At 53.6% G+C, this 12,998-nt stretch carries 10 protein-coding genes; 2 read left to right on the top strand and 8 right to left on the bottom strand.

Annotated elements, in window-relative coordinates:
- Positions 1–185 precede the first annotated feature (185 nt).
- From PG062_RS05160 to PG062_RS05125, 8 genes are all read right to left on the bottom strand, one after another.
- A complete protein-coding gene (locus PG062_RS05160) occupies positions 186–1,952 on the bottom strand; it encodes a PspC-like choline-binding domain-containing protein (RefSeq protein ID WP_270751468.1) in 1,767 nt (588 codons plus the stop codon).
- A 406-nt stretch (positions 1,953–2,358) separates the two neighbouring features.
- A complete protein-coding gene (locus PG062_RS05155; protein WP_113998786.1) occupies positions 2,359–2,943 on the bottom strand; it encodes a pentapeptide repeat-containing protein in 585 nt (194 codons plus the stop codon).
- On the bottom strand, positions 2,943–3,806 hold the full coding sequence (locus tag PG062_RS05150) for an AAA family ATPase (RefSeq protein WP_242979454.1): 864 nt from the start codon (positions 3,804–3,806) through the stop codon (positions 2,943–2,945). Before PG062_RS05150 ends, PG062_RS05155 begins: the two co-directional genes overlap by 1 nt.
- A gap of 297 nt (positions 3,807–4,103) precedes the next feature.
- A complete protein-coding gene (locus PG062_RS05145; RefSeq protein ID WP_113998784.1) occupies positions 4,104–5,765 on the bottom strand; it encodes a galactose/methyl galactoside ABC transporter permease MglC in 1,662 nt (553 codons plus the stop codon).
- Between the two features lie 16 nt (positions 5,766–5,781).
- Positions 5,782–7,290, bottom strand: coding sequence for a sugar ABC transporter ATP-binding protein (locus PG062_RS05140; RefSeq protein WP_113998783.1), 1,509 nt, complete (start codon positions 7,288–7,290; stop codon positions 5,782–5,784).
- Between the two features lie 165 nt (positions 7,291–7,455).
- Positions 7,456–8,775, bottom strand: a complete 1,320-nt coding sequence (locus tag PG062_RS05135) for a substrate-binding domain-containing protein (protein ID WP_270751467.1) — start codon at positions 8,773–8,775, stop codon at positions 7,456–7,458.
- Between the two features lie 622 nt (positions 8,776–9,397).
- Entirely contained in the window at positions 9,398–9,772 is a 375-nt protein-coding gene (locus tag PG062_RS05130) for a Fur family transcriptional regulator (protein ID WP_113998781.1), read from the bottom strand.
- 199 nt (positions 9,773–9,971) lie between these two features.
- Positions 9,972–10,706: a M23 family metallopeptidase gene (locus tag PG062_RS05125; protein WP_270751466.1), complete on the bottom strand. Its 735-nt coding sequence runs from the start codon at positions 10,704–10,706 to the stop codon at positions 9,972–9,974.
- A gap of 289 nt (positions 10,707–10,995) precedes the next feature.
- Here PG062_RS05125 and PG062_RS05120 point away from each other — a divergent pair, with 289 nt between their 5' ends.
- Both PG062_RS05120 and PG062_RS05115 read left to right on the top strand, forming a co-directional pair.
- Positions 10,996–11,607: a cytidylate kinase-like family protein gene (locus tag PG062_RS05120; protein ID WP_114000238.1), complete on the top strand. Its 612-nt coding sequence runs from the start codon at positions 10,996–10,998 to the stop codon at positions 11,605–11,607.
- 80 nt (positions 11,608–11,687) lie between these two features.
- The gene (locus PG062_RS05115; protein WP_333559379.1) at positions 11,688–12,998 is read left to right on the top strand and encodes an MATE family efflux transporter; all 1,311 of its coding nucleotides are present in this window, start codon (positions 11,688–11,690) and stop codon (positions 12,996–12,998) included.

Genomic DNA, 12,998 nt, shown 5'->3' with positions numbered 1-12,998 from the left:
CGCCAGTGGCGGAAACAGCGAACCGAAGCAGGGGCAGCGGTCGCAGAGTGCGAGGGGCTTTTGCCCCCGAAGCACGATGCAGGTACCGCAACCCGACATTATCGAGCATTTTGGCAACGCAGATGCCGTGCCGCAGCCGCCGGAGCGGTGCTTAAGCCGTCAGGTGGGAATTGTGCGGTGTTGCCTTAGTTCTTGTACTTGAAGTACTCAACCAGGGTGCGGTAACGGAAGTTGCCGCCATCGGTGTAGGTAGCAAAGGTACGGGTCAGATTGTTGCTGCTGTTCATACCCATGCTTTCCTGGTTGGTGTAAGAGATGCGCTGGTTGTTCTGGCGGATCTCGACAACTTCATCGTTCTGGAACTTGATGGAAGCGCTGGTGATCTTGTCATCGGTGACAAATTTGCCGCAATGACGGTCGAACAGCGGGTTGCCAGCGCCAATATTGTTATCGCTGGAGAGTCTGAGCACGTTAGAATAGCCGTTGGAGTTGCCGCTGTTGGTCCAGCCGGCCAGGTGGCCGTTGCTGTCATAGCTCCAGGTGTCAGTACGCACGGTCTTGTTGCTGCTGTTCACAATGGTCATCTTGGTGTAACGGTTACGGCTGCCGCTGCTGGTCAGGTTGACGATGCAGGTAACTTTGTTCTGGCCGTTGTATTCCCAGAACTTGGAAACGCTGCCCAGGCTGTCCCACTCTTTGGCAGTCCAGTAGCTGTACAGGTACCAGCCGCCATTGTAGCGGTAAACGGAGATCTTGGCAAAGCGGTTGCTGTTATCATACTCATAGCGATACTCGTAAGAGTAGTTGTCGTTGCCGTACTCGCGGTGGGTATGCTTGGTCAGCATGCCGTTGTATTCATAATAGAAGTCGTCCTGAACCTGCAGGTTGCCGGACTTATCGCGGCGCTGCTCTTTCAGCAGGCGGCCCTGTGCATCGTAATCGGTGGTCAGGGTGTTCATCACGCTGCCGTCAGCATAGTAGTTGGTGCGCTTGATCTCGCGGTACTTGGTCACATCCACGTTGGTGGACTGCAGAATGCCGGTGTTGTAATCAAACACGCAGGTAATGCCGTCGATCACAACGGTGCCCTTTGCCATAGCGCCGGTGATGAGGTCAAAGTAATAAGTACCCTGAGAGTTGGTATTCCAGCCCTTGATCATATGGCCGTTGGCATCATAGCGGACCCACTTGCCGCCGTTGGAGTCCTGATAGACATCCTTGCTGACAGCCATTGCGCCGTTATTGACGGAATCCAGCCAGTACCAGGCATCGGAAGCGGGGTCATAGATTTCCTTGCCGCGGCCAGTGGTGCCCTGGCGCTTGCCGCCTTCGTACCAGAACTTGTCGCCGTTGATGTTGACCCACTGCTTATCCAGGCCAATGCCTGTGGTGGTATCAAATGCGCAGGGAATGCCGTCTATCGTACACATCCCCTTTACCATAGCACCGGTCACGAGATCGAAGTAGTAAGTACCCTTCTCGTTGGTATTCCAGCCCTTGACCATATGGCCGTTGGCATCGTAACGCACCCACTTGCCGCCGTTGGAGTCCTGATAGACATCCTTATTGGTGGTCATAGCGCCGCCCTGAACAGCATCCAGCCAGTACCAGGCATCGCTCTTGGGGTCATAGATTTCCTTGCCGCGGCCAGTGGTGCCCTGGCGCACGCCGTTTTCGTACCAATACCAGGGGCCGCCGGGGTATTCCTGATACCAGCCGTTCTCCGGCGGTGCATCATAGGTAGCGGCGTCCTCTTTCACGTTGTCCTCTGCCGGTTCAGCGTCAACTTTCGGTTCCTCGGTGGCTGCGGTTTCCGGGGTAGCAGTTTCCACCACTGCAATGCTTGCAGCGGTTTCAGCCTGCGGGTTCGGCTCCTGTGCAAAAACGGGCAGTGCCATAGCGGACACCATTGCCAGCGCCAGCAGGAATGCGGTGATTTTTTTCTTCTGCATATTCCGTTCGTTCCTCCTTATAAATGGGCGTACCCGGGGATTTTCCGGCTGCACCCGGCAGCCTGTTCGGCCGCGCGTTGCTTTTTTAATCAAATGCGGCCGGGCCGAAAAATCAACCATAAACCGCGATTTCATTTATTATACCACACGCCAAAAAATTCCACAACATTTTCGCCATTTTCGAATTGTAAAAATTCAGGGCGAGTTTTTGGGTTTTTTACCCGGTTTATCATTTTCTAAAAATCGTTATCCCGTCAGGTTAGCGGGCGCACAATGGGCGTTCCAACGGGTAAGAGGCAGGTCAAATGGTGGTAGTGCATTATAAAGAGAACGGCCCCTCAGAGGGAAGCCAATTTCCTATTTGGGTTTTCATCAAAGCACCTTACGTTGGGTCGTTTTAAGCGCCTCACTCGATCACAATCCCCGTTCCATCCAGTAACCTTACCACATCAGGAAAGCTGAACCTTGCGCCTTTCAACTTGTTGGTCTCCAAATCAATGGCGTATTCTTCGGCGGTGCGCAGGTCGGCTTTTTGCAAATCGCAGCGGGTGAACCGGGTTCCGCCCAGCCGCACGCCGTAAAAGCTGGCCCCGGCAAGGCGGGTATCATCAAAGGTGCATTGCTGCAGTTCCGCCCCGGTCCAGTCAAAGCCGTTCAGTGCCATGCCGGAAAAATCATTGTAGCGGAACGCGCAGTTTTTGATTTTGCCAAACGGCTGGAACACCCCGCTTTTGCCCTGCAGCCCGCCCCACGCCATGGAGCGGAACGCACTGTTCAGCAGCCAGGCATCTTTCATGGTGGTAAAGCTGAACACCACGCCGGAAAAATTGCAGTGGTCAAAGGTACAGGCGTTGAAGCGGCAGTTCTGCACCCGCGTGCCCAGCCAGCGGCAGTGGTCAAACACACAGTCCTCGAACTCGGCGTTTTCCAGCAGCTCGCCGGGGTCATAATTGGCAAAGGTCTCCCCTTGATAAAATCGGCGTTCCGCCATCAAAACTCCTCCTTGTGCTGTTGGAAAAACTCAAAGGTATCCCGCACGCTTTCCAGCTCGGTCCAGCGGCGGGTGCGCACCGGGTCACTGTCCAGATCATAAATGCGGGCACCGGGGATTGCCAGCAAAAACGGCGAATGGGTGGCCAGCACAAACTGGCAGCCGTAAAACCGGGCCGAATCTGCCAAAAAATCCGCCAAAGCGATCTGCCGCGCGGCAGAAAGGCTGTTTTCCGGTTCATCCAACAGATAAAGGGCATCCCCGCGCAGTTTTTCCTGGAACATCAAAAAGGCGCTTTCGCCGTTGGAGTGGGTGCGGATGTTGGGAGACAAAGTTTTGCGCGCCACCTGAGATTTGGAATAGCGCCGTGCCGCGCTGACCTGCTTGAGCCGGTCATAATCCTCCATGCTGTGCATCTGGAATTTGGCGGTGCGGGCCTCGGTGTATTCATCAAACAGGCTGCCGCGGCGGGTATCAATGTTATCGTTGATGGCGCGCACATCCAACATATAGTCAAACACATCGTCGCTGGTCAAAATCAGGCTGCCCGCCGGGATGGCGTGCAGGGTGTGGAACTGGCACAGGGAAACATAATCCGGGAAGAAATCACTGCGGTTATACTGTGCCCCGCGCTGCAGGCGCAAAGCGTCCGCCATCACGTTGAGCGCTGTGGTTTTGCCGGAGCCGTTGCCGCCGTACAAAATGGTCACATCCGCCAGGTCCAGTGCTTTCAAGCCCCGGCCCGCAAACAGGCCAAAGGGGTAGAAAGAATCATAGCAGGTCATTTTGGCCCGCGGCGACTCGGCAAGGTAGTTAGCCTCGCTGTTTTGGCTGGGAAAATAAAATTCCGAAAGATAGATCACATCGCTCTCCTCCCTTCCGGTTTCTTTCTCAAATTATACCATACCGCCGGGTAAAGGCAAATGCCTTGCATACAGGCAGCGGTTTTGGGGATACGGCAAAGATTTTGCGGGTCAAAAATAAAAGCATGTGCACCCGCCCTCCTCGAAAACCCAAAATTTTCGATTTGTTTTGTCATGCACATGCTTTTGTGTTATCTGATGATACGCTGCGGTTTATGCCGGGAGGCACCGGAGCGCCGGAAATTCAGCCTGTTTTTTATAAACACAGCCGAATTTTTGCCGTACAGCCGGTATAGATTATTTCTTCTGAACGTACTTGAGGCAGTCCAGCATAACAGCAACCAGAATGATGATGCCGGAGAACACGAACTGCAGGTTCGTATCAATACCCAAAGTGGTCAGAGAGTAAGTCAACGCGGTGAAGATGAACACACCGACAACCACGCCGGAAATCTTGCCGATACCGCCGGTGAAAGAAACGCCGCCCACAACGCAGGCCGCGATGGCGTCCATTTCCCAGCCCTGACCATATGCAGCGGAGCCGGAGCCCACCATACGGATGCATTCCAGCCAGGAGCCGAAGCCATACAGAATGCCTGCCAGAATAAACGCGCCTACCGTAACGCGGAATACCGAGATGCCGGAAACAGCAGCAGCTTCGGCGTTGCCGCCGACTGCGAACAGGTTTTTACCAAAGGTCGTCTTGTTCCAGATGAACCACACAATGATCACAGCTGCGATAGCCCACAGGATAATGGTGGGGAAACCGCCAATCTTGGGGATGATCATGCTGGGGATGTTGCCTTCGATACCGCCAAAGGAAACACCCTTGGTTGAATAGGTGACCAAGCCAAAAATGACCAGCATGTTCGCCATCGTAGAAATGAATGGGTGCATTTTGAACTTGGCTGTAAAGAAACCTGCGATGGTGGTAAAGACTGTGCACAGGACAATGCAGACAAGCAGCGCCAAAATAACGCGTGCAACGACCGGCAGCCCGGTAAAATCAAACACATGGCCAAAAACCGCACCGGTGTTGATTCCCTTGTGCATAATGATGGTAGCGGCAGTCATGCCCATACCAACCATACGGCCAATGGACAGGTCCGTGCCGGCCAGCAGGATCAGCCCGGCAACGCCCAAAGCCAGGAACATGCGCGGCGAAGCCTGCTGCAGAATGTTCAAAATATTGTTGACGGTAAGCAGCGGCACTTTCTTGCCGAACTGAGCAATCAGGCACAGTATAATAAAGATGATAACGATTGCAATGTACAGACCGTTGCGCAGCAAAAAGTCACGGCGATTAAATGTGTACTTGTAGTTTTCCCACTTTTGCGCCAGAGACTCGCCAACCGTAAACTTGGACAGGCGCAGCATATCGATCAGGTGATATTTGTAATCAAACGCAGCATGCCGGCGGTCCTTGATTGCCTGGCAGTCCTTATCCAACTGCATTTTGGCGTCAAACAGGCGGTTCTTGTGGACATACTTTTCGTCCTTGATTTCCTGCTGATTGCTCAGCTTGGAAAGCGCCGTCTCGTGTTCCTTTTTCAGCTGTTCTACAGTTGCCTGATATTTCTGCTGGGCTTGTACCTTTTCCTGCTTGCAGCTGGCCACCACCGCCTGGTAATAGTCGCTGTCATAATGGGCTTTCAAATAGGCTTCAGCATCAGCGATCAGCTTGTTGATCTGGCCCTTGTTTTTTTCTTCAACTGCCTTGGCCGCTGCCAATTCAGCCTTCAGTTTGGTCTCACGTTCCGTTTTTTCCTGCGCGGTATAGATGCGGTCGCGCTTCAGGTTATCCAGTTCATTCTGGATATTGACAGCTTTTTCAGTACCGTCAGTACGAAGTTCATCGATCTGCGCCTGGATTTTCCCAACATATTCATCGATTGGCTGGCGAAGCTTGGCTTCCTGCTCCGCCGAAAGAATTTTTGAAGTTTGTGTTGCAGTTGCCATAGATCATTATCCCCCATTACAGGTATTTTGCGCTGAGTCTCAAAAGCTCTTCCTGATTTGTTTCCTTGGTATTCACAATGCCGGAAAGATGTCCGTTGGACATAACGCCGATCCGGTTGGTGATACCCAGAATCTCAGGCATTTCAGAGGAAACAACAATAACCGTCTTTCCCTGTTTGGCCATCTTGATGATCAGCTCATAGATTTCGTACTTTGCGCCAACGTCTATACCGCGCGTAGGTTCATCCATCATAAAGACCTGGGGTTCGCGTTCCAGCCATTTGCCAAAAATGACCTTTTGCTGGTTGCCGCCAGACAAACTGGTGATCATATCGTCAGGTCCCATGCACTTGGTGTGCATGACCTTGATCTCCTTGCTTGTGGCTTTTACCATTTTGGGCATTGACAGCCCAAGGCCACCTTTGTACTGGTCCAGGTTGGCAATGGTAGTATTGAATGTCAAATCGCTCTTCAGGAACAGGCCGTTTGCTTTGCGTTCCTCGGTAATTAGGGCAAATCCATGCTCGATCGCTTCGTGGGCATTGTTGAAGTTCATCAGGTGGTCGCGGAAATACACACGCCCTGCCGCACGGGTACGCACGCCGAAAATGGTTTCCAGCAGCTCTGTACGTCCGGCGCCCACCAGGCCATACAGACCAAAAATTTCGCCCTCGCGCACATCAAAGCTGATATCCTGCAGATAAGGCGCATATTTGGTGGACAGATGCTGGATGGACAAGATCGGATCTCCGGGGATATTGTCCACCGGCGGGAAGCGGCTTTCCAGCGAACGGCCAACCATGGCGGTGATCAGCTCGCCCATGTTGGTGTCCTTGCTGTCCTTGGTCATAACCAGGTTGCCGTCACGCAGAACCGAAATCTGGTCACAAATTTCAAAAATTTCGTCCATCTTATGTGAGATGTATATCAGCGCAATGCCCTGTTCTTTCAGCATTCGCATCATCTCAAAGAGTTTATTCACTTCCTGCACCGTCAGCGAAGAAGTCGGCTCATCCAGAACGATGACCTGGGCATTGTAAGAGATAGCTTTGGCAATTTCACACATCTGCCGCTGCGAAACCGACATATTGCGCATGGGCTGGGTCAGATTGACAGTCATGCCCAGCTTGCGGAACAGATCGGCTGCTTTCTTCTTCATCTGCCCTTCGTCAACCACGCCCATAGAGTTGACCGGGTACCGCCCCAGGAACAGGTTATCAATCACACTGCGCTCCAGGCACTGGTTCAGTTCCTGATGCACCATTGCAATTCCGTTTTCCAGCGCGTCTTTCGGGCCGGAAAAACTGATCTCCTTGCCATTGAGGAAAATCTTGCCCTCATCCTTTTGATAAGTACCGAACAGACATTTCATCATGGTAGACTTACCGGCACCGTTTTCGCCCATAAGCCCCATAACTGTACCGCGTTTTACATCCAGATTGATATGATCAAGTACTCGGTTGCGGCCAAACGACTTGCACATACCGCGAATTGACAAGACAATATCGTCTTTCGCTTCTGCCATTCTCGTCACTCCCGTCTTGCAAATTGGCAAACTGCCCTGCGGCTGCTCACCTGTTTTCATAAAAAAACGCTATTAGGGAAAACTTCATTCTCCCCTATGGAGAAATACATTCTCCCTAATAGCGTTGCCGTTACTTAACTGTCAGTTATTGCTGTTGCCGTTGGATCACTGGTTCAGCAGAGAAGTGTACGAAGCAGCGTTATCGGTCTTAACCATATTGATGGCAAAGGCATCGTATGCGCTGGGATTGCCCAGGCGGTTGGTGATGTTGGCCTCGGTCTGGCCGTCGCCGCCGATGTAGTCAACCTTCAGGTTCAGCAGATCATCATATTTCTCCAGCAGGGGCTGGTAAGTAGCGCTCAGGAAGTTATCCGCGGCGTTGTAGATATTCAGCCAAACGCTCTTTTCCGGGCTGGTAGTGGCATCCAGCTGGTTGGAAACAGGCCCATACGGCTTGGTAGAGTCGGTGAAGTCCGTGTAGTTGTCTGCCGTGACTGCCACGTTCAAAGCATAGTAGGAACGCTCGTCCTCATTGTAATAGTAAACATCGCTGCTCAGGACATTGCCTGCGGCATCCGGAGTGGCAATACCGGTGTTGATGTCCACGCCGTCCAGCGCATTGCGCAGCAGGCGCAGGGTCAGGTAAGCCTGCACGTCAGCGTGCTGGCTGATCGTTCCGCCGTAACCGTCGGCAATGGCAGCAACTGCGTCAGTGTTTGCATCGTAGCCAAAGGTGGGAACGCCATTTTCCTGCGACCAGGAGTTAAACATTGCCATGCCCATGCCGTCATTGTTGGAAATAACGATATCGATGGAATCTCCCAGAGCAGAAGCCCAGGCGCTGATGGCGTTGCTGGCGGTGCCTGCATCCCAGGTAGCGCCGGCGGAATTCTTCATTTCCTGAGAAGCAAGCTCACGAACGGCGAAGGTCGTGCCATTCACATCAATGGTGCCGTCCTGAACCTGGGTAGCGGAACCATCCGCATTGGTGCCGACAGGATCAGAAACAATGCCGTTGCTGCCTTCCACTGCGGTGCCCAAAGCGCTACGAACGCCACGGGTACGGGCAATCGAGTCATTATGGCCGATATCGCCGATTGCCAGAACATAGCCGATAACGCCGTCGCCGTTGCGGTCGATGGTGTCAGCATGTGCTTTAATGTAATCTGCGATCATCTTGCCCTGCAGTTCAGCACCCTGGTTGGCATCGAAACCGACATAATAAGTATTGCCGTTAAAGTTCAGCGCTTCCGTATCCAGCTCGCCTGTGGTGCTGTTGGAAGGCTGGCGGTTAAACCACACCAGCGGCTTTTCCTTATTTTCAACGGTACCGCTTTCAGCAGCCGTAGAGGTAGCTGCCGAAGTATCGGTAGATGTGCTTTCCGTGGATGTTGCGGCACTGGAGGCACTGGATGCACTACTGCCGCAGGCAGCCAGGCTCAAGGTCATTGCAGCTGCCAAGGTCAATGCTAATGTTTTTTTCATAATGGTTCTCCTTCTTTATATGTCGGGATGCTACTTTCGCTCCCACTCATTGTTTTTATGGTATAGCAAAACCGGAGGAAAAGCAAGGCGCATTTTGACTAAAATAGTTGCAGAATTTTGTACGTGTTTGACATATTGCAACATCTTTGTGTTCTGCTTTTGTATGTTACGCTCATTCCGGCTGCATTTTTCCTGCAACGCCATGTCACAGTGCTGTACCCGCATTTCATATGCTCCACCCGGCAGCAGAGTATCCTGTATGTTCCCGCACCATTTACATATTAATATTCAATACTATGCCTGATTTTATAAAGTATCGCCCGTCCTGCTCATCTGCAGGGCTGTCCGACAGCCTTTTTGACGCTTCGGAGCATGATGACAAAATAAAAAACTGTGCTCCCTAAGGCAATACCGCATAATTCTAAGTGCCGATACGGCGAGCGAGGTGCGGCAGATGCTAAGCCAAAAGCGCAGATAATACTGGATGTCTTATCGAGCATTTTGGCAACGCAGATGCCGTGCCGCAGCCGCCGGAGCGGTGCTTAAGCCGTAAGGCGGGAATTGTGCGGTGTTGCCCTAAATATAATCAGGGAAGCACAGTTTGTGGCGTATTTCTCCGCTGTTAAAGTTCAGCCTGTTTTTCGCGGCATTCAGGGCAGATGTAATGGATGGTCAGCTGGTAGGAACGCACTTCGGTTCCAATGGCATTTTCAATTTCGCGCACCAGGCCGATCACCGGCAGGTCCTGCAGGCTGCCGCAGCAATCACAGTACAAATGGCCGTGCGGGTTGGACGTTTTATCAAACCGGTCGGGGCCATCCGGCATTTCCAGCCGGGCAATTTCCCTGGCCTGTTCCATCAGCTTTAAGTTGCGGTACACGGTGCCGCGGGCAATGCCGGGCATCTTCTCCCTGGCAATGGCAAAAATTTCGTCCGCCGTCAGGTGTTTGGGGCTGTGCTGTAAAATTTCCAAAATCAAGGCACGCTGGCGTGTCATGGCGGGCTCCTTTCTGTATGGAATGAGTTGTAAGAAAATTTATAAAATAAGACATTGTAAGATATCTTTACCATAAGAATACACATGTTTCGTGCATTTGTCAACGGGATTTGCTGGCAAGCGGGATATTTTTTAAGAACTTGTCCGAATTCATGGCAGAGCAATGCCGCCGCACCATCCACGGTGCAGCGGCATTGCCTTAATTCTTTTCCGGGTCCAGGCAGGCGCCGGCTTTGCGGCATTCCAGGTGCAGGTGGCTGCCCTGCTGGGCTTCGGCGGGCACGTTGCCTGTGGTGCCAAGGCGGGTCCCGGCGGTTACTTTTTCGCGCTGGGTCACGGCAACTTCTTCCAGCCCGCAGTAGCGCCACACGCGATCCTGCGCGTCGGTCACTTCCACCACGCGGCCCCACAGAGCGTCATCCGCAATGGCGGTCACGGTACCGGCGGCCACCGCCGTTACCTGTTCGGCGGTATAATCCGTGCCGTTGTGGGTGCGCCAGTCCCCCAGGGTGGGGTTATACACCAGCGTATTCCCGCTGAACGCCTGGCTGACTTTACCGTTCCAGCCAGCGTGCGGCAAGGTTCCCTGCTGCGCGGACGAAGCAGCAGAGCTGCCAGTCCCGCCGGAGGCGCTGCCAGACTGCCCAGCCCCCTGCTGCAAGGATGACGATGCAGACCCCGCAGCTGACGGTGCGGGCGATGGCTGCGCTGTCGCCACAGGCACATCCTGTGCGGGCTGGTTTACGGCGGCATCCGGTGAATCCCATACGTCTGTTCCCTCCTCCAGGGCCTGCTTTTGGACGCGGGTCAGGTCCTCCACCCCGCGCACCACGCTGCGGATGGCGGCAATTCCGGTAATGGTTGCCGCAAACACCAGCGCAAGGCAGACAAGATATAACCCTTTTGCCTTCAAAAATGCTTTAATGCTGTTCATCTTCCCCCGTCCTTTGCTTGCCGTACGGCCAAAACATCGGGCGCAAAACCTGCCGCCCGGAATTTTTAACCGCACCGTTCGTGTTGTGTATGCCATTAGTGTTGCGCGGACAGATTGGATTTATGCACAAAGCGGGCAAAAATACCGCCCTGTTTTGCTATGCAGTTTGCCCCAACGGCACCGTTTTGTTTTGTTTAACCTTGCTCTTGCGTTTTGTTCCACCAGCGTTTATACTTATTATAGTAGGACTATTATGTCCATCACTATTATTATTTGTGAGGTGGAGACAATGAAGGAACCCCTGGTTATTACGATGGCGCGTGAATATGCATCCGGCGGCAGCGAGATCGCCCAGAAAGTTGCTGATCTTTTGGGGATTCCCCTGTACAACAAGGAGCTGATCACCATCGCCGCAAAAAAGAGCGGCCTGACGGAAGAAGCCATTGCCGCCAGCGAGACCCAGCGCAGCGGCAGCCTGATCTACAGCCTTTACATGATGGGCAACACCATGCCCCTGGCGGACCAGGTGTACATTTTGCAGTCCAATGTCATCAAGGAAGTTGCTTCCCAGGGCTCCTGTGTGATTTTGGGCCGTTGTGGTGACTATGTTCTGCGCGACCGCCCCAATGTGCTGCGCACCTTTGTGTTTGCCCCCATTGATATTCGTGTGGCCAACGCCAAAGTGCGCCCCGATGCCAAGGATATGCCCGATCGCCTATGGGAGACCCATCTGGCCAAGCATGACCGCGCCCGCGCAAGCTATTACAACTACTATACTGAAAACCGCTGGGGCGAAGCGAAAAACTATGATCTTTGCCTGAATGCAGCAATTGGCCAGGATGCCTGTGCCCAGCTGATTGTTCAGGCTGCAAAAGCAATGGAGGCAGCTAATCAGGAATGAGTGATTCTGTACAGAAATACTCTGCATCCCGAATGGGCAGCGCGCCGATAGGCCCGCTGCTCCTTTCGTGTTCAGTACCTATGATGATTTCGATGCTGGTTCAGGCACTTTATAACATTGTGGACAGCATCTTTGTCAGTCGTGTGAACGAAGCGGCGCTTTCCGCCGTTTCGCTGGCGTTCCCCATCCAGAACCTGATGATTGCCTTTGCCGTGGGCACTGCTGTTGGTGTAAACGCCTATCTTTCCCGCTGTTTGGGTGAGGGCAACCGGGCCGAGGCCAGCCGCGCGGCGATGAACGGCCTGTTCTTAGCGTTCTGCGGCGGCATCGCCTTTCTGGTGTTCGGCATTTTGGGCGCGCGGGCGTTCATTGCGTCCCAGACCACCGATGCCCAGATCATGCAGTACGGTGCCGATTATCTTTCCATCTGCACGTTATGGTGCATGGGCTTGTTCCTGCAGTGCATGCTGGAAAAACTGCTGGTCGCCACCGGGCGCAGTGCGTTCGCCATGGCCAGCCAGCTGATTGGCGCTTTGGTCAACATTGCGCTGGATCCCATCTTCATCTTCGGTCTGTTCGGCGTGCCCCGCATGGAAGCAGCCGGTGCTGCTGTGGCTACCGTAGCCGGGCAGTGGATCGGCGCAGCTGCCGGGCTGACGATGAACCTGCTGTGCAATAAGGACATCAACCTAACGCTGAAAGGCTTCCGCCCGGCGGGGTCCACCATCAAGCGCATTTACGCGGTGGGCATCCCCTCCATTGCCATGAACGCCATTGGCAGCGTGATGACCTTTGCGATGAACAACATCCTGATTGCCTTTTCCAGCACCGCCGTTGCGGTGTTTGGTGTTTACTTCAAGCTGCAAAGCTTTGTATTCATGCCTATTTTTGGCATTAACAACGGCATGGTGCCCATTATCGGCTACAATTACGGTGCCCGCCAGCCCAAGCGCATTACCCAAACCATCAAACTGGCTGTCTGCTTTGCCGAGTGCATTATGCTGTGCGGCCTGATTCTGGCCGAAGTTTTCCCACAGGTGCTGCTGGGTGTGTTCAACGCCAGCCCCACCATGCTGGCCATGGGTATTCTGGCCTTGCGCATTATTGCCATCCATTTTCCGATGGCGGGGTTCAACGTAATTTCTTCCTCCGCGTTCCAAGCGCTGGGGCGCGGCACGCTGGCGCTGTCGGTTTCGGTGATCCGCCAGCTGGTTGTGCTGGTGCCTGCCGCCTGGCTGCTGAGCCGCACCGGTAACGTAAACGCCGTGTGGTTTGCTTTTCCCATTGCAGAGCTGGTTGCCGTTACGCTGTGCGCTGTGTTTATGCGCAAGTGCCATCGCGACATTTTGCTGCCAATGGAAGCCGGCCAGAAAACGGCTGCCGCTGTATAA

The sequence above is a fragment of the Gemmiger qucibialis genome (assembly GCF_027689445.1).
GTDB classification, from domain to species: Bacteria; Bacillota; Clostridia; order Oscillospirales; family Ruminococcaceae; genus Gemmiger; species Gemmiger qucibialis.
This window is presented reverse-complemented; position numbering and strand designations above follow the sequence as displayed.